This is a genomic window from Roseovarius nanhaiticus (genome assembly GCF_900156535.1).
Taxonomy (GTDB): domain Bacteria; phylum Pseudomonadota; class Alphaproteobacteria; order Rhodobacterales; family Rhodobacteraceae; genus Roseovarius; species Roseovarius nanhaiticus.
Genome location: NZ_FTNV01000001.1, coordinates 1,933,727 through 1,951,234, shown reverse-complemented (window position 1 = coordinate 1,951,234; position 17,508 = coordinate 1,933,727). Strand labels below are relative to the sequence as shown.

Annotated in this window: 17 protein-coding genes; 11 read left to right on the top strand and 6 right to left on the bottom strand. The window is 65.6% G+C overall.

The genetic code is table 11. From position 1 onward, the window contains the following. Window positions 1–6 precede the first annotated feature (6 nt). Both BW975_RS09455 and BW975_RS09450 read left to right on the top strand, forming a co-directional pair. Window positions 7–969: a radical SAM protein gene (locus BW975_RS09455; protein WP_076532950.1), complete on the top strand. Its 963-nt coding sequence runs from the start codon at window positions 7–9 to the stop codon at window positions 967–969. A gap of 155 nt (window positions 970–1,124) precedes the next feature. Then, window positions 1,125–1,811 (top strand): M48 family metallopeptidase, encoded by a 687-nt coding sequence (locus BW975_RS09450; protein WP_076532948.1) that lies wholly within the window; start codon window positions 1,125–1,127, stop codon window positions 1,809–1,811. Window positions 1,812–1,816: 5 nt separating this feature from the next. On the opposite strand, the gene BW975_RS09445 is transcribed toward BW975_RS09450, so the two are convergent. The 5 genes from BW975_RS09445 to BW975_RS09425 all read right to left on the bottom strand — a co-directional run bounded on the left by BW975_RS09445 (window position 1,817) and on the right by BW975_RS09425 (window position 7,552). Continuing rightward, entirely contained in the window at window positions 1,817–2,362 is a 546-nt protein-coding gene (locus BW975_RS09445) for an RSP_2648 family PIN domain-containing protein (protein WP_076532947.1), read from the bottom strand. Continuing rightward, window positions 2,359–3,567, bottom strand: a complete 1,209-nt coding sequence (locus BW975_RS09440) for an RSP_2647 family RNA methyltransferase (protein ID WP_076532945.1) — start codon at window positions 3,565–3,567, stop codon at window positions 2,359–2,361. Before BW975_RS09440 ends, BW975_RS09445 begins: the two co-directional genes overlap by 4 nt. Before the next feature lie 37 nt (window positions 3,568–3,604). Then, entirely contained in the window at window positions 3,605–4,252 is a 648-nt protein-coding gene (locus BW975_RS09435) for a DUF6778 family protein (RefSeq protein WP_076532943.1), read from the bottom strand. Between the two features lie 187 nt (window positions 4,253–4,439). Then, window positions 4,440–4,712, bottom strand: coding sequence for a hypothetical protein (locus BW975_RS09430; protein ID WP_076532942.1), 273 nt, complete (start codon window positions 4,710–4,712; stop codon window positions 4,440–4,442). After that, window positions 4,709–7,552 carry a bifunctional [glutamine synthetase] adenylyltransferase/[glutamine synthetase]-adenylyl-L-tyrosine phosphorylase gene (locus BW975_RS09425; protein WP_076533600.1) on the bottom strand — a complete coding sequence of 948 codons (2,844 nt, stop codon included), beginning with the start codon at window positions 7,550–7,552 and terminating at the stop codon, window positions 4,709–4,711. The genes BW975_RS09430 and BW975_RS09425 overlap by 4 nt, the downstream gene beginning before the upstream one ends. A gap of 176 nt (window positions 7,553–7,728) precedes the next feature. On the opposite strand from BW975_RS09425, the gene BW975_RS09420 reads away from it, so the two are divergent. The 4 genes from BW975_RS09420 to BW975_RS09405 all read left to right on the top strand — a co-directional run bounded on the left by BW975_RS09420 (window position 7,729) and on the right by BW975_RS09405 (window position 11,884). Beyond that, a complete protein-coding gene (locus BW975_RS09420; protein ID WP_076532940.1) occupies window positions 7,729–8,169 on the top strand; it encodes a DUF2852 domain-containing protein in 441 nt (146 codons plus the stop codon). Window positions 8,170–8,311: 142 nt separating this feature from the next. Further along, on the top strand, window positions 8,312–8,770 hold the full coding sequence (locus BW975_RS09415) for an RDD family protein (protein ID WP_076532938.1): 459 nt from the start codon (window positions 8,312–8,314) through the stop codon (window positions 8,768–8,770). A gap of 83 nt (window positions 8,771–8,853) precedes the next feature. Continuing rightward, entirely contained in the window at window positions 8,854–9,678 is an 825-nt protein-coding gene (locus BW975_RS09410; RefSeq protein WP_076532936.1) for an arginyltransferase, read from the top strand. A gap of 163 nt (window positions 9,679–9,841) precedes the next feature. After that, the gene (locus BW975_RS09405; protein ID WP_076532935.1) at window positions 9,842–11,884 is read left to right on the top strand and encodes an ASKHA domain-containing protein; all 2,043 of its coding nucleotides are present in this window, start codon (window positions 9,842–9,844) and stop codon (window positions 11,882–11,884) included. Window positions 11,885–11,899: 15 nt separating this feature from the next. Here the strand turns inward: BW975_RS09405 and BW975_RS09400 are convergent, their stop codons facing one another. Beyond that, window positions 11,900–12,526 (bottom strand): helix-turn-helix transcriptional regulator, encoded by a 627-nt coding sequence (locus BW975_RS09400; RefSeq protein ID WP_076532933.1) that lies wholly within the window; start codon window positions 12,524–12,526, stop codon window positions 11,900–11,902. Between the two features lie 249 nt (window positions 12,527–12,775). Between BW975_RS09400 and BW975_RS09395 the strand changes: the two genes are divergently transcribed. The 5 genes from BW975_RS09395 to sucD all read left to right on the top strand — a co-directional run bounded on the left by BW975_RS09395 (window position 12,776) and on the right by sucD (window position 17,464). Next, a complete protein-coding gene (locus BW975_RS09395; protein ID WP_076532931.1) occupies window positions 12,776–13,951 on the top strand; it encodes a pyridoxal-phosphate-dependent aminotransferase family protein in 1,176 nt (391 codons plus the stop codon). A 45-nt stretch (window positions 13,952–13,996) separates the two neighbouring features. Continuing rightward, window positions 13,997–14,230 (top strand): N-(5'-phosphoribosyl)anthranilate isomerase, encoded by a 234-nt coding sequence (locus tag BW975_RS09390; protein WP_076532930.1) that lies wholly within the window; start codon window positions 13,997–13,999, stop codon window positions 14,228–14,230. 208 nt (window positions 14,231–14,438) lie between these two features. Further along, window positions 14,439–15,380: an HpcH/HpaI aldolase/citrate lyase family protein gene (locus BW975_RS09385; protein WP_076532928.1), complete on the top strand. Its 942-nt coding sequence runs from the start codon at window positions 14,439–14,441 to the stop codon at window positions 15,378–15,380. A gap of 9 nt (window positions 15,381–15,389) precedes the next feature. Then, a complete protein-coding gene (locus BW975_RS09380) occupies window positions 15,390–16,589 on the top strand; it encodes a malate--CoA ligase subunit beta (RefSeq protein WP_076532927.1) in 1,200 nt (399 codons plus the stop codon). After that, on the top strand, window positions 16,586–17,464 hold the full coding sequence (sucD, locus tag BW975_RS09375) for a succinate--CoA ligase subunit alpha (protein ID WP_076532925.1): 879 nt from the start codon (window positions 16,586–16,588) through the stop codon (window positions 17,462–17,464). The genes BW975_RS09380 and sucD overlap by 4 nt, the downstream gene beginning before the upstream one ends. Window positions 17,465–17,508: the final 44 nt, after the last annotated feature.

Sequence of the window (17,508 nt, the reverse complement as noted above, 5' to 3'; positions counted from 1 at the left end):
AAAACCATGAAAGACGCCGCCGACATTGCGCCGCGCACCGCCAATGCGGGCAAGTTCAGCGACCCCGACGTGACGGCCAAGGGCGAGCCGCGCGCGCATGTCGCCCTGACGCGGGCCGAGACGCTGTGGTTCAACACGGGAACGCTGTGCAACATTGAATGCGAGAATTGCTACATTCTGAGCTCGCCAACCAACGATGCATTGGTCTATATCACCGAGGCCGAGGTGACCGAGTATCTCGATCAGATAGAGGCGCGCAAATGGCCCGTGCGCGAGATCGCCTTCACCGGCGGCGAGCCTTTCATGAATCCCCAGATGATCGGCATGGCGCGCGCGGCCCTCGCGCGCGGCTACGATGTGCTGATCCTCACCAATGCGATGCGGCCCATGATGCGCAAGTCCATGCGCGCCGGGATTATCGAGCTGAACGACGCCTATCCCGGCAAGATGACGTTCCGCATCTCGGTCGATCACTGGTCCGAAGATCTGCATGACAAGGAGCGCGGCAAGGGCGCCTTGGCCCGCACGCTCGAGGGGATGGACTGGCTGCGTGATACGGGCGTGCCGATGGCGGTGGCCGGCCGCACCGTCTGGGGCGAAAGCGAGGCCGAGGGCCGCGCCGGTTACGCGCGCCTCTACGCCGAGCGCGGCTATGCCATCGACGCGGCAGATCCCGGCGCGACGGTCCTCTTCCCGGAAATGGACGAAGAAGCCGAAGTCCCCGAGATCACGACCGGCTGCTGGGATATCCTGGGCACGTCACCCGATGCGGTCATGTGCGCCTCGTCGCGCATGGTGGTCAAGCGCAAGGGCGCCGCGCGCCCGGCCGTTCTGGCCTGCACCCTTTTGCCCTACGCGCCCGAATTCGAGCTGGGCGAGACCCTGGCCGAGGCCGAGCGCCAGGTGTCCCTCAACCATCCGCATTGCGCCAAGTTCTGCGTCCTCGGCGGGGCCAGCTGCTCGGCTTGACGCGCGCGCAGCGGGGCTCTGCCCCGCACCCCGGAGTATTTTTACCAAGATGAATACGCGCAGCGCTTTCATTGTTCCGAAAATACTCCCGCCGGAGGCGGCGCGGCCAGGCACGAAAGCTTGCCGGTGATCCCTGCGCGGCCCATATATACATCATGTTGAAATTCACCCCGATCCTTCTGGCGCTGATCTATGCCTTCGTGATGTACCGCTTCTCGGTCTGGCGCACCTCGCGCGATCTGACCGCGAATTCGACCGAGCTGGCCGATCCCAAGCTGAAGGCGCTGACTGACAAGCTGGCGCGGGCGCTCGATCTGGAGCGGATCCGCGTGCATATCTACGAGATCGAGCCGGTCAACGGGCTGGCCGCGCCCGATGGGCGCATCTTTGTCACGCGCGGGTTTTACGCCAAGTTCCAGTCGGGCGAGGTCTCGGGCGAGGAAATGACGTCCGTCATCGCGCATGAGCTCGGCCATGTGGCCCTGGGCCATTCGCGGCGGCGCATGATCGACTTTTCGGGCCAGAACGCGCTGCGCACGGCGCTGGCGATGGTCTTGTCACGGTTCCTGCCCGGGATTGGCGTGATGATCGCGGGGGCGCTGACCTCTCTCCTCTCCGCCCGGTTGTCGCGCAGGGACGAGTACGAGGCGGATGAATATGCCGCCGCTCTGCTGGTGAAGGCGGGGATCGGAACCGAGCCGCAGAAGTCACTCTTTCGCAAGCTGGAGGCGCTGACCAAGTCGAATTCTGGCGCCGCGCCCGCCTGGCTGATGAGCCATCCCAAAACAGCCGAGCGCATTGCCGCCATCGAAAAGCTGGAGGGCCGCTGGAGCCAGGGCTGAGCCGCTCAATCCTGCGTCAGCGCCTTTGCAAGGCGCGGCAGGCGGGCCTTTTTCAGCAAGGGGCGCAGCGTCCAGTCCTGGCCGCCGAGCCGGCGCGCCTCGGTCAGCACCGCGCTCGCCACGTCCGCCATCATCTCGGGCTGTGCCTGCCAGATCCCATGCAGGACTGCGTCTGGATCGCTGCGCGACAGCCCCTCTTCGGCCAGGATCTGGCGCGGGAAATCCTTGGCGTTGAGCGTTATGATCATGTCCGCCGAGCCGGCAATGGCGGCGGCCAGCACATGGGTGTCCGCCGGGTCCGGCAGCCAGAGCCGATCCTCGAGCGACTGGGGCCAGCGCACCTCTGCCCCCGGCCAGTCCATTTTCAGCAGCGCCGCCTCGGAGGCCGCCTGCGCCATGCCATCCGGCCCCAGCTTGATCGACGCGCGCTGCCATTCCTCGATGATGCGCGCGGACCAAAGCGGGGTGAATGCCCCTGCCCTCGCGGCGCCCAGCAGCATCTGGCGCATGACCGTGGGGTAGATCACGCATGTATCCAGCAGCGCCTTCACAGCCGGAAAAAGAGCGCCTTGAGATAGCCGCTCTCGGCCAGTTGCGGATGCATTGGATGATCCGGCCCCGCGCCGCCGGTGTGGATGAGCTGCGGGCTGCGGCCCGTCTCGTGCAGTCCGCGCCCGATGCCGCGCAGGCTGGCGCGGCGGAACGCGTCTATATCGGCCGCATGACTGCAGGAGCAAAGGCCCAAGTAACCGCCCTGTGCCACCAGCGGCGCGGCAAGGCGCGCGGTGCGCTCATAGGCGCGCAGTCCGGCCTCCAGCGCCTTTTTCGAGGGCGCGAAAGCGGGCGGGTCGCAAATGACCACATCGAATTGCGCGCCCTCCTGCCCCAAGGCCGTCAGCACGTCAAACGCATCGCCGCGCCGTGTCTGAAAGGCCTCGCCCAGCCCCATCGCATCCGCGCCGCCCTGCGCAAGGGCCAGCGCCGGCTCAGAGCCGTCGACCGCCAGCGCCGAGGCCGCGCCCGCCGCCATCGCAGCAAGGGAAAAGCCCCCGACATGGCTGAAAACATCGAGCACGCGCGCGCCCTGGGACAGGCGCGCGGCAAAGGCGTGATTGGGCCGCTGGTCAAAGAAGAGGCCGGTTTTCTGCCCGCCCGTGAGGTCCGCCAGATAGGTGGCCCCGTTCATCGGCACCTGCACCGGCGCATCGGGCGCGGCGCCGATCAGCACGGATGACGCATCGTCCAGCCCTTCGAGGCCGCGCGCGCGGCCGCTGGCGTTCTTCAGAATGTTGCGCGCGCCCGTCACCTCGGCAGTGGCGGCGGCCAGATCGTCCAGCATGACCTCGGCCCAGGCTGCATTGGGCTGGATCACGCAGGTATCGCCAAAACGGTCGATCACCACGCCCGGCAGGCCGTCAGCCTCAGCATGGATCAGACGGTAATAGGGCGCATCATATAGCCGCGTCCGCAGCGCAAGCGCGCGGGTCAGGCGTGCGGTCAGCCAGGCACGATCAATGGTTGCTGAGGTGTCGAGGTCCAGCACACGCGCCATGATGCGCGAGGCCGGATTGACGGCGACAAGGGCCAGCGGCGCACGCTCGGCATCCTCCAGCAGGGCGATGGTGCCGGGGGCGATTGCCTTGGTGCGCCGGTCTGTGACCAGCTCATTGTCATAAACCCAAGGCGCGCCGAAGCGCACGGCCTTTGGTGAGGTTTTGGGTTTGAGGCGGATCACGGGAAAAGGGGACGGTGTCATGCCGTCCCCTTAGAGGGTTTCGATCTGCGCGCAAAGCCTATTTCGTGGTGAACATCGCCATCAGGCCGAGGTCCTTGGCGTGATAGCTGCCCGGCTGGATCAGTTCCTGGCGGATCACCTTGGCCAAGTGGTCGGTGATGCGCACCTTCTGGGTCTCGCCGCGCTGCTCGGCGGCGATGGCCGCATTGCCGCCATATCCCTTGAGATCGGCCTTGATGCGGCGCGGCGGCGTCAGGGGCGCGCCGGTGGCCGGATCGCGCAGCGTGGCGATGAATGTCATGTCATGCACGCCGCCAACCGAATAGCGCGCCTTTTGCGTCAACGCATGAAAGCGCGTGACCTGAATGTCGAGAACAGCGGGGATGCCCGAGGACATCTCGGCCGTGCCGCGCGCCATGGCCTCGTCGAAGATGGCCTTGACCTGCGCGTGGCGGTCGCCCATCGGCTCGCCGCGCCAGACGATGTCGCCGCCTGGGTAATAGCTGTTGGCTTCCGAGACCTGCAGGGTCTCGGGAACGCTGACGCGCACGGACTGGATATCGAGCGCCATTGTGGGCGCGGGCTGCGCCGTGTCGACGATGGCGGCACGGGTCACTGTCTGGCTGGGCGCGCTTGCGCAAGCCGAGACACCAACGGCAAGCGCCAGCGCGGATGCGATCCGAATGGGTGTAGTGAATCTAGACATACTGTCCTCCTGCGGCTTGTCGCCTTATCCGGTTGGGGATCCCCGCGATGAGAAAGGCCCCTGAATTGGATTGGAAGATGCAGGTCGATTGCGGCCAATTCGCGACGAATTGGGCTCAATTGCGTGGTATCTCTCTGGCGCTCATGGGGCGCTCAAATCCCCGAAGGCGCCCCGACGCGCCGAATGGTCAGTCTCTCGGGCGCGATTTCCAGCCGCCACGGCGGCGCGGACGTGCTGCGGCCTGCTGGCCTTCCTGCAGAACTTGCGTCATCGGATGGTCCGGGTTGCCTGGCTGATAACGGTCAAGGAAATGCGCGATGGCGGCTTGCGTGTCCTGACCCTCGGGCAGCGACAGCGCCCAATCGAGAAAGATCGAGCGGCATTCCTCGGGCGCGATGCCCTCGATGCGGAACGCCTCGTAAATGAGGCCTTTCTTGTCCAGAGGATCACTCGACTTCATGGCTTTGCCTCGCCCGTTCCCGCCCGGCCAAGGGCGGCGTCTATGACTTGTGCCGCCGCCTCGGCCCGGCTTGACAGCGTGGCGACCAGATCAGCGATATCGGTGCAGCCCGCCTCGCGCAAGACGAAGGCGCGCGCACCCGCGCCAAGCGTTTCGGGGTCCAGCGGCCCATCGCCCAGAAGGCGCGCGGTCATTTGCACATCACGGCAGATCGCGGCGGCGCGCGACAGGGCCGACGCGCCAGCCTCGTCCCACCAGCCCAGAGCGCGGCCGGCGGCGATGCCCGCGCTGACACCCGCCCGCGCGCCCGTGACAGCGCGCCCCGAGACAAGGACAGCGGCCTGCGCGATCAGCTGCACATCCTGCAGCCGTCCCGGCCCCAGCTTGGGGTCGAGCGGTCCCTCGGGCGGCTTGGCGGCGGCGATGCGCGCGCGCATGTCGATCACTTCCTGCGCGAGGCGGCTTTCGGCGTTCGGGCGCGCCGCGACCTCGGCGATCAGATCGGCGCGGAAGGCTTGGATTTCGGCCCCCAGATCCGCCTCGCCCGCCACGGCGCGAGCGCGGGTCAGCGCCAGATGTTCCCACCCCCAGGCCTCGTTCTGCTGATAGCTGCGAAAGGCGGCCAGCGATACGGCCACGGGGCCCTGATTGCCGGAGGGGCGCAGGCGCATATCTACCTCGTATAGGCGCCCGCCCGTCATCTGTGCGGTCAGCCCCGAGATCATCGCCTGCGTGAGGCGCGCGTAATAGGGCTGTACCGCCAGCGGGCGGCGGCCGTCCGAGCCTTCCGCGCCATCCGCGTCGTAGATCACGATCAGGTCCAGATCCGACGCGGCATTGAGCGCGCGGGTGCCCAATGATCCCATGCCCATCACCGCCGCGCCGCGCCCCGGCGGCGGGCCGTGCTTGGCCGCGAACTGCGCCACCACCTCGGGCCAGAGCGCGCCCAGCACGGCCTCGGCCAGATCGGCGTAATGTCGGGCGGATGTGGCCGCGTCCACAAGGCCGCGCAGGTGATGCACGCCGATGCGGAAATGCCATTCGCGCCGCCAGCTGCGCAGCGCGATCAAGCGCGCCTCGTAATCAGCCTCGCGCGCGAGGCGGGCGGCGATATCGGCGCGCAGCGCCGCAAGCCCCGGCCAGGGCGCAAAGAAATCGCCCGCGATCACCGCATCAAAAACGGCGGCGTTGCGCGAAAGGTATGCCGCCAGCGCGGGCGCAGTCCCGACGATATCGACCAGAAGCTCGATCAGCTGGGGATTGCTCTCGAAGAGGGAAAACACCTGCACCCCGGCGGGCAGCCCCGCCAGAAACCCGTCAAAGGCCAAAAGCGCCTCCTCGGGATGCGATGTGCGCGACAGGCGCGTCAGAATGTCGGGTCGCAGCCGGCGAAAGATCTGCACTGCCCGGTCCGAGCGCAGCGCCGGATAGCCCGGCCATCGGGCAATCACCTTGGGGTCGAGCCACGTGCCCTGCTCCGCCTCGCGCGCGGCATCCTCGCCCGCGCCGCCCTCGGGCTTAAAGAACCGCTCGATGACGCCGTCCACGTCGCAGAGCCGGGACAGAAGCTCGTCCTTCAGCCCCTCGGCGTCGCGGCCCATGAAGGCGGCCAGCCGGCCGAACTCCTCGTCCGTGGTGGGCAGATCATGGGTCTGCTGATCGCGCAGCATTTGCAGGCGGTGCTCGACCTCGCGGTGAAAGCGGTAGTGATCCGCCAGATCCTCGGCGACCTTGGCCGGCACCCACTCTTTTTCCGCCAGCCCCTTCAGCCCTTCAAGCGTGCCGCGCATGCGCAAGGACGGATCGCGCCCGCCCGCGATCAGCTGACGGGTCTGGGTGAAGAACTCGATCTCGCGGATGCCGCCGCGGCCCAGCTTCATGTTGTGCCCCATCAGGTCGAGCGGCCCGCCCAGATCGGCGCCGAGACCCTTATGCGCCCGGATGCGCAGCCGCATGTTGTGCGCGTCCTCGATCGCCGCGAAATCCAGATGGCGGCGCCAGACAAATGGCGTCAGCGTCTTGAGGAACTGCGCGCCCGCCTCCAGATCGCCTGCAGAGGGGCGCGCCTTGATATAGGCGGCGCGCTCCCATGTGCGGCCAAGGCTTTCGTAATAGGCCTCGGCAGCCGCCATCGACATGCAGACGGGTGTGACGCCCGGATCGGGTCGCAGCCGCAGATCGGTGCGAAAAACATAGCCCTCGGCGGTATTCTCGCTCAACATCTGGGCCATGCGGCGGGTGGCGCGCACGAAGGCGGCGCGCGCCTCGTGTTGGTCATCGCCGTCAAAGCGCGTCTCGTCATAAAGACAGATCAGGTCGATATCCGAGCTGTAATTGAGCTCGCCCGCGCCCATCTTGCCCATGGCAAGCACGGTCATGCCGCCGCAGGTGTCCAGATCGGCTTCGGTCATGCCCGGCAGCTTGCCGCGGCGCAGCTCCTGCGCGATGGCATGGCGCAGGGCGATGTCGCAGGCCAGGTCCGCCAGATCGCTCAGCGCCTGCGTGACCTGAGCCAGCGGCCAGACCCCGCCCAGATCGGCGAGCCCGATCAGAAGCGCCGCGCGCCGCTTGGCCCGGCGCAGCGCCGCGCCGGGATCCCCCTCATGCGCGCGCAGGCCGTTCATGAGGTTGGCCATTTCCTCCTCAGGCGCCTCAAGCGCGGATGGAAGCCAGTCAGCCTCGCTTTGCATCAACTGGCGCAGGTAGGGGCTGCACCCTGCCGCACCGGCTATGAGGCCGGCGACATCGCCCGTCACGTCCGGGTAGCGCGCCAGCGCCTCGTCGGCGTGGTCCTGGGCGAAGGGATGCGGGACGCGGGTGATGCGGTCAGAGAAATTCATGCGTTCAGTGATACGCATGGCCGGGGGGCGGTCAATGGCGGTCAAACGGCGCGCCTGCCGGTGCCCCGATCCGAAAAATGTAAAATTAATTTACATGGGATCTTGCGCAGGAGCCTCCGCGGCCCAATCTAGAAGATGTGAAGATCATTTACATACCGCAGCAAAGAGGATTTGCGATGACCACCACCGCCCAACACCCGACCGCCGCCGGCAGTGCGATGCGCTGGCTGGACGGCATTACCGCCTGGCTGGACCGGCGCGGCACCCTGGCTTGGGTTGCCCTCCTCGTGGTCAGTTTTGCCACGATCTGGCCTATCGGCCTCGCCCTTCTTGGCTATCTGATATGGAGCAAACGCCCGATGAGAGACCACAGCACCTGCCGCACTGCCCCCTTCGCCAGCCGCATGACGGCCTCGCGCAGCAGCGGGAACACCGCCTTCGACGCCTACCGCGACGAGACGTTGCGCCGCCTGCAGGACGAACAGGCCAGCTTCGAGCAGTTCTTGGAGCGCCTGCGCGCCGCCAAGGACAAGGCCGAGTTCGACCAATTCATGAGTGAGCGCAGCGAAAACCGGCGCAAGGACGCAGAGGAAACGGGCGAGACCGGCGAGCGCTGATCCGCCCCCGTGGACCCATGACCGGGCGGTGCAATTGCGCCGCCCGGCCGGATCATGGCCACGTCATACCTTGATCGCGGCGCGCGCCATGCCTTTATCTTGAACAATGCCGCCCCAAGACCCCCCATCGACGGAGCCGATCATGCACAGCCCTGCCTCGCCTCATGCCGCGCTGCCCGACCCTATCGCGCAGCCTGAATTCTACGCCGGCGTGCCGACCAAGCGCCTCTTGGCATGGCTGATCGATTCGGTGCTGATCCTGGTCTTTTGCGTCATTGCCCTCATCCTGACCCTCGGGATCGGATTCTTTTTTCTACCCGCGCTCATGCTGGCTGTCGGACTGGTCTACCGCATCGCGACGCTGTCGCGCGGGTCGGCCACATGGGGCATGGTGATGATGGCCATCGAGTTGAGACGCCATGACGGCGCCCGCCTCGACCCTCTTACAGCGGCCTTGCATACATTGGGCTACAGCGCCTCCATGGCCTTCGTTTTGCCGCAGGTTATCTCTGTCCTGTTGATGCTGACCGATGGCGCGGGGCGCGGCCTGAGCGACATGATCCTGGGCACGGCGATGCTCAATCGGCGCGCGGCAGGCTGACGCGCCCCCCTCCGGCAATAGCGTCTTGGCGGCGGGCGGCATCGTTGCTAGGCTCCGCGAAACGCTGACGAAACCGGGATTTGATGCGACATACATCCACGATAGCGCCGCAATTTTATGTGACGGCCCCGCAGCCTTGCCCGTACCTGGAGGGCCGGATGGAGCGCAAGCTCTTTACTGCGCTGCAGGGCGACGGCGCGCAGCGTTTGAATGACGGGCTGAGCAAGCAGGGCTTTCGCCGATCGCAGAACGTCTTGTACCGCCCCTCTTGCGCCGATTGCGCCGCCTGCATGTCGGCGCGCATCAGTGTCGCGGATTTCCAGCCATCAAGAAGCCAGAAGCGTGTGATCCGCCGCAACGCGGGGCTTGCGCGGCGGGCGACCTCGCCTTGGGCGACGGAAGACCAATACGCCCTTTTCCGGCGCTATCTGGAATCGCGCCATGCCGCGGGCGGTATGGCGGATATGGATGCGTTCGAGTTCGCCTCCATGGTCGAAGAAACGCCGATCCGCACCCGCGTCGTCGAATATGTCGAAGAAGCCACCGGCGATCTGATCGCCGTCTGCCTGACCGACGTGCTCGAGGATGGGGTGAGCATGGTCTATTCTTTCTTCGACCCGGACTGGACCCGTCATTCACTGGGAACCTACATCATTCTCGATCATATCGAGATCGCTCGCGAGGCCGAGTTGCCCCATGTCTACCTGGGCTATTGGGTGCCCGGATCGCCCAAGATGGGCTACAAGGCCAGCTTCTCGGGGCTTGAGGTCCATGTCGGCGGCCAATGGGAGGCGATGCGCGATCCCGAGGCCTATACATCGCAGGTGCACCCCCTCTCGAACGATCCGATATCCGAGCAGGTGGCGGGCATCACCCTGCCCGATGGCGAGCCCTTGCGCCGAGGCTGAGGCACCGCTTTGCGGCAGCTTCCGTCCGGTGCGGTCCCTCCCAAGGGCGCGCTTGCGAAGAACATGCCGCGCCGAGGCCAGTTTAAGACGCTCTTGGCCTTTCCCTTTGCGCATAAACCCCTAATGTCCGGCCAAGCTGCAGCGCAACAGATGGAAGTCCGTCATGAGCACCGATCCTCTCGTCGTTTTCACTCCCTCGGGCAAGCGTGGACGCTTTCCTGTCGGAACGCCTGTCCTGACCGCCGCGCGGCAGTTGGGCGTCGATCTCGATTCGGTCTGTGGCGGGCGCGGCATCTGCTCGAAATGCCAAATCACGCCCAGCTACGGCGAGTTTTCCAAGCATGGCGTGACCGTGGCCGAGGACGCGCTGTCCGAGTGGAATTCGGTCGAGCAGCGCTATGACGACAAGCGCGGGCTGAAAGCAGGCCGGCGACTCGGCTGTCAGGCGACCGTGCAGCGCGACGTGGTGATTGATGTGCCCGCCGAGAGCCAGGTCCACCGCCAGGTCGTGCGCAAGGCCGCATCGACCCGCGCGGTCGAGATGGATCCCGCCACGCGCCTCTATTTCGTCGAGGTGGACGAGCCGGACATGCACGAGCCGACCGGCGATTTCGAGCGTCTGGCCCGCGCGCTGCGCCGCGAATGGGACATTCCCGCCATCACCGCCGATCTATCCCTGATGTCCAAGTTGCAGCCGGTGCTGCGCAAGGGCAAATGGCAAGTGACCGTGGCCCTGAACAAGGGCCACGCGGGCGACACACCCCGCGTGATCGAGATCTGGCCGGGCCTGCATGAGGCAGGGCTGTACGGTCTGGCCATCGACCTTGGCTCGACCACCGTGGCCGCGCACCTGACCGATCTCGACACGGGCGCCGTCATCGCCTCTTCGGGCATCATGAACCCGCAGATCCGCTTTGGCGAGGATCTGATGAGCCGCGTGTCATATGCGATGATGAACCCCGGCGGCGACAAGGAAATGACCCGCGCCGTGCGCGAGGCGATCAACACTCTGGCCGAGGAAATCGCCAAGGAGGCGGACATCTCGGCCGATCTGATCGTTGAAACGGTGATCGTCTGCAACCCGGTCATGCACCATCTGCTGCTGGGGATTGACCCGGTCGAGCTGGGCCAGGCCCCCTTCGCCCTGGCCACGTCCGAGAGCATCACGCTGAACGCGCGCGAGATGGACATCACCGCAATCAACGACCGCGCGCGCATCTACATCCTGCCCTGCATTGCGGGCCATGTCGGCGCCGATGCCGCCGCCGTTGCCCTGGCCGAGCAGCCGGGCGCGTCGGACGATCTGGTGTTGATCATCGACGTCGGCACCAATGCCGAAATCCTTCTGGGCGACAAGGGCGGCGTTTTGGCCTGCTCCTCGCCCACAGGCCCCGCCTTCGAGGGTGCGCAGATCAGTTCGGGCCAGCGCGCAGCACCCGGCGCGATCGAGGCGATCCGCATCGACCCCGTGACGAAAGAGCCGCGCTTTCGCGTGATCGGCAGCGACCTCTGGTCCGATGAGGAAGGCTTCGATGAGGCCATCGGCGCCTCGGGCATCACCGGCATCTGCGGGTCCGGCATCATCGAGGCCGTGGCCGAACTGCGCATGGCAGGGCTGATGGACGAAAACGGCCTGATGGGCAGCGCGGAGGCCACCGGCACGCCGCGCATGGTGCCCGAGGGGCGCACCCATAGCTATCTTGTGCATGACAGCACGGATGAAGGCGGCCCGCGCATCACCGTGACCCAAGGCGACATTCGCGCGATCCAGCTGGCCAAATCCGCGCTCTATGCCGGCGCGCGCCTGCTTATGGATGAACGCGGCGTCGACAAGGTGGACCGCGTCGTGCTGGCCGGGGCCTTCGGCGCGCATATTTCGAACCTGCACGCGATGGTGCTGGGCATGATCCCCGATGCGCATCTGAGCAAGGTGACATCGGCGGGCAATGCGGCGGGCACGGGCGCGCGCATTGCGCTTTGCAGCCTCAAGGCGCGGGCCGAGATCGAACAGATGGTGCGCCGCATCCACAAGGTCGAGACGGCCATCGAGCCCAAGTTTCAGGAGCATTTCGTGGCCGCCAACGCGATCCCGCACAAGACCGAGACATTCCCCGAGCTTGCCAAGATCACGACCTTGCCCAGCCCGAATTTCAACGCTGGATCGGGTGGCGGCGACGAGGGGCGCAGGCGCAGACGGCGGGGCTAAGCGGGCGGCGCGCCGTCAGTAGTTCCCGGCCACGTATTTCGCGATGGCCGCCCCGCGCGAGTTGACATCCAGCTTTTGGTAGATGGCCTTGAGGTAATACTTCACCGTGTTTTCAGACAGGCCGAGCCGTGCCGAGATCTGGAAATTCGTCAGACCGTTCGCCAGAAGGCCCAGGATCTCATGCTCGCGCCGTGACAGCGTGTCGGTCGTCTCGTTGGCAAGGCGGCGCAGGATCTCGGTCGGCAGGATCGAATGCCCTTCGACCAGCTTGCCCAGGATGCGCGGCAGGCTGACCAGAATCTGGGGCATGGTGCAGACGGAGTTCGCGCCCGCCTTGATCGCGGCGCGGATAAAGGCGAACTCGCTCTCGTCCGCCACGACGACGACCAGCGCGGCAGGATTGTCGCGCCGGATCGTCTCCATCGCGGTCGCCAGATCGCAATCGGCAAGGCGCACGCCCAGTATGACGATCAGCCGCCCCCGCTCGGCCGCGAGGCCGGCGCGCAGGGCGGCCAGATCAGTTACGAACACGCCCAGCTCGATCCCGTCGATCTGCCCGACAAGCGAGCCGATGCCCTGGCAAACGATCAGTTGCCGGTCCGCGACCATCACGCGCGCATCTGTCAGATTTGCCTCATCCATGAATGGATTGCTGCATATCACCAGGAATAAGTCACGATAATTCTGCGCGGTTTGCGCCCTGAACCATCTGATTTTGCCCAATATTTCTGTGTGCGATGGTATGCCATCGGGTACGTCGGGCGTGCCGGGTAGGCCCGCCCTACCCGTTTGGCGCACATGGCGCGCAGATCGCGCCCGGTGCCATGCACTCGGGCATTGCGCCCCGGTGCAGGGCGCAGGATACATGGGCGCAGCAAAAGGAGTTCCAACATGCACGGCTTTTCCCACCTCTATATTCCCGGCCCCACGAACGTTCCCGAAGAGGTGCGCCAGGCGATGAACATTCCCATGGAAGACATGCGCGCGCCCGATTTCTGCGACTTCGTCCGCCCCGTTCTGGAGGACATCAAGAAGGCGTTCCGCCTGCGCAATGGCCGCGTCTTCATCTACCCGTCCTCGGGCACCGGCGCATGGGAATCCGCCATCTCGAACACCTTGGCGCCGGGCGACAAGGTGCTGATGGCGCGCTTTGGGCAGTTTTCGCTGCTCTGGGCCGATATGGCCGAGCGTCTGAACCTCGACGTCGACCTGATCGAGGTCGAATGGGGCAAGGGCGTGCCGGTCGAAGAGTATGCGGCCAAGCTGAAGGCTGACACCGACCACGCGATCAAGGCCGTTTTTGTCACCCATAACGAGACGGCCACGGGCGTCACCTCCGACGTGAAGGCCGTGCGCGATGCGCTGGACGCGGCGAGCCACCCCGCGCTGCTCTTTGTGGACGGCGTCAGCGCCATCGGCTCGATCCCGTTCGAGCAGGAGGACTGGGGCGTCGATCTGGCCGTGGCAGGCTCGCAAAAGGGCTTCATGCTGCCTGCGGGTCTTGGATTTCTGGGTGTGTCGGACAAGGCGCTGGCGATCAACGCATCGAACAGCCCCAAGATGCCGCGCAGCTATTTTGCCTTCGATGAGATGATCAAGCTGAACGACACTGGGTATTTCCCCTACACGCCGCCCACGCAGCTTTTGCGCGGCCTGCGTGTGTCGCTGGACATGATGTTGGCCGAGGGCATGGAGGCCGTGTGGGCGCGCCACGCCTACCTTGCCGAAGGCGTGCGCCAGGCCGTGGCCCAGTGGGAAGGATGCAAGCTGGTCGCCGCCGCGCCCGAATGGCAGTCCAATACCGTCTCGGCCATCTACACGCCCGAGGGCGTGGACGCCAAGGAGGTGATCTCGATCGCCTACTCCAAGTACCGCACCTCTCTGGGCAGCGGCCTGAACAAGCTGGCGGGCAAGGCGTTCCGCATCGGCCATCTGGGCTCGCTCAACCCGGTGATGCTGTGCGGTGCGCTGTCCGCGACCGAGATGGCCCTGCGCGACGCGGGCGCCAAGATCACACCCGGCGCAGGCGTCGCCGCCGCGCAAGAGCATTACCGCAAGCACGCCTGACTGCACTTAACCGCGTTTTAACCATGCCCCGGCGAAAGTCGGGGCATGAGCATGAATACCCCCATCACCATGACGCCCGAGCAATGGATGCAAAGCCTCTTCGGCGCGCAATCGGCGCAAGGCGGGAGTGTTTTGCGCCGCAAGCTGGATCACATCGATCGCTATGTCGGGCGCGACCGGTTTGTCGCCGAGCTGAAACGCCGCGGATATCACGCCGTCACCAATGCCGGCCAGATGATCATCTTTTGCAATAACGAGCCGATGCGCATCGTGCTCTAGCGGAAAAATCGTATTTTCCGCAGTCGGAATGCGCGCGCATTCCGCACCCCACCGCATACGGTAGCGCTGTGTCCGGGTAGCCCCGCCCTACCCGTTCGGCGCCATGCCGCATCTGCACCCTGTCGATGCTACCCGTGCGAAAGTATGCGGCGCGCGCGCATCCCGGCATCCTGATCCTCATGACATCGTCCCGAGGAAGGATACCGAGATGAGCTACACCTTGCACCCGCTCAAGAAACAGCGCCTGCAGCGATCCGAGCTGGCCGTGCCCGGCTCGAACCCGTCAATGATCGAGAAGGCCGCCGACAGCGATGTCGATTACATCTTTCTCGATCTCGAGGATGCCGTGGCGCCCCCTGACAAGGTGCAGGCGCGCAAGAACATCATCGAGGCGCTGAACGACATCGACTGGCGCGCCAAGGGCAAGACGATGTCGATCCGCATCAACGGTCTCGACACGCATTACATGTATCGCGATGTGGTCGATATCCTCGAGCAGGCGGGGAGCCATGTGGACACGATCCTCGTGCCCAAGGTCGGCGTGCCGGGCGATCTTTACACCGTCGAAACCATGGTCAGCCAGATCGAAGTGGCGATGGGGCTAAAGCACCAGATCGGCCTCGAGGCGCTGATCGAGACCGCGCTCGGCATGGCCAATGTCGAGGCGATCGCCGCCGCACCCGGACGGCTGGAGGCGCTGCATTTCGGCGTGGCGGATTACGCGGCCTCGAACCGCGCGCGCACCGTGGTCATCGGCGGGCTGAACCCCGATTATCCGGGCGATCAGTGGCATTTCGCGCTCAGCCGCATGACAGTCGCCTGCCGCGCCTATGGCTTACGCGCCATCGACGGCCCTTTTGGCGATTTCAGCGATCCCGACGGCTACACCCTCTCGGCCAAGCGCGCCGCCGCCCTCGGGATCGAAGGTAAGTGGGCCATTCACCCCAGCCAGATCGCGCTGGCGAACGAGACGTTCTCGCCCCCCGAGGCCGAAGTCACCCGCGCCCGCCGCATCATCGAAGAGCTGCGCAAGGCCGAGGCCGAGGGCAAGGGCGCGGCCAGCCTCGACGGCAAGATGATCGACGCGGCAAGTGAGCGGATGGCGAATAATGTGCTGCAGGTGGCCGATGCCATCGCGGCCAAGGGATGAGGTAACCCCATGGATATTCACGAATATCAGGCCAAGGATTTGCTGAAGAAATTCGGCGTCAACGTGCCCAGAGGCGGCATCGCCTACTCCCCCGAGCAGGCCGTCTACCGCGCCCAAGAGCTGTCGGGCGAGCGCGTCGTGGTCAAGGCGCAGATCCATTCCGGCGCGCGCGGCAAGGTGGGCGGCGTCAAGATCTGCAGCACCGATGACGAGATCGCGGAAGCCGCCACATGGATGCTGGGCCGCAAGCTGGTCACGCATCAGACCGGACCGCAGGGCAAGCTGGTGGGCCGGCTCTATATCGAGGAAGCCACGGACATTGCGCAGGAGCTTTATCTTGGCTTCGTCATGGACCGCACCGAGGAGCGCGTCGTCGTCGTTGCCTCCGCCCAGGGCGGAATGGAAATCGAGGATATCTCGGCCAATGAGCCGGGCAGCATCATCCGCTCTGTCGTCGACCCCGCCGTCGGCATGCAGGCCTTTCAGGCGCGCGAGATCGCCTTTCAGCTGGGGCTGGAGCCCGGGCTGATCCCGCAGGCAGTCAAGCAGATCACCGGCGCCTACCGCGCGATGGACGAGATGGACGCCGCCATGCTGGAGATCAATCCGCTGGTCGTGACCAAATCGGGCGAGATCGTTGCGCTGGACGCCAAGCTCAGCTTCGACGCCAATGCTCTTTTCCGCCATCCCGAAATTTCCGAGCTGCGCGACAAGAGCCAGGAGGACCCGCGCGAGACCTATGCCGAGGATCGCGGGCTGAATTACATCGGCCTCGAGGGGCATATCGGCTGCATCGTCAACGGCGCGGGCCTCGCCATGGCCACGCTGGACATGATCAAGATGTCGGGCGGCGAGCCTGCCAATTTCCTCGATGTCGGCGGCGGCGCCAGCCCCGAGCGGGTGCTGATGTCGTTCAAGGCCGTGCTCAACGATCCCAAGGTCGAGGCGATCCTCGTCAACATATTTGCCGGTATCAACCGCTGCGACTGGATCGCCGAGGGTGTCGTGCGCGCCGTCAAGGAATTGAACCTGACCATGCCGCTGGTCGTGCGCCTGTCGGGCACGAATGTGGACGAGGGCCGCAAGGTTCTGGCCGAAAGCGGCCTCGACATCACCACGACCGAGACGCTGGCCGAGGCCGCAGAACAAGTGGTCGCAGCCTGGAAGGCCACCGGAAACCCATCCACCACGGCGGAGGCAGCACAATGAGCATCCTGATCGACAAGACAACCAAGGTTCTGGTCCTTGGCCTGACGGGCCGCATAGGCAGCTTTCATGCCGAGGATATGCGCGCCTACGGCACCAATGTCGTCGGCGGCGTCACGCCCGGCAAGGGTGGCGCGCTGCATAACGGCCTGCCCGTTTTCAACACCGTCAAGGGCGCCGTGGCCGAGACGGGCGCGACCTTCGCGGTCAGTTTCGTGCCGCCCCCTTTCGCGGCGGATTCGATCATGGAATGCGCCGATGCCGGGATCGAGACCTGCGTGTGCATCGCCGATGGCATCCCGACGCAGGACATGATCCGCGTCAAACGCTACATGCGCCGCTACAAGGAGGCGCGCCGCATGCGTTTGATCGGGCCGAACTGCGCGGGCATCATCTCGCCCGGCCAGGCCTTTGCGGGCCTCATGCCGCCCTCGATCTATCTGCCAGGGCGCGTCGGCATCGTGGGCCGCTCGGGCACGCTGGGCTACGAGGCGGCCAGCCAGATGAAGGCACGCGGGATCGGGGTCAGCACCTCCGTCGGCATCGGCGGCGATCCCATCAACGGGTCCAGCTTTCGCGATATCCTGGAGCTTTTCGAGCAGGACGAAGGCACCGATGCGGTCGTTATGGTGGGGGAAATCGGCGGCCCGCAAGAGGCAGCCGCCGCCGAATATATCCGCGACCACATGACCAAGCCTGTCGCGGCCTATGTCGCAGGCCTTTCGGCGCCCAAAGGGCGGCGCATGGGGCATGCGGGCGCAATCGTGTCGGCCTTCGGCGAGTCGGCGCAGGAAAAGGTCGAAATCTTGTCGGATGCGGGTGTGACAATTGTGCCCACCCCCTCGGCCTTCGGGCCAGCGGTGGAAAAGATGATGTGATTGCAAAGAGTTGGCGGGGCATGGGTGGCGCCCCGCCGATGTCT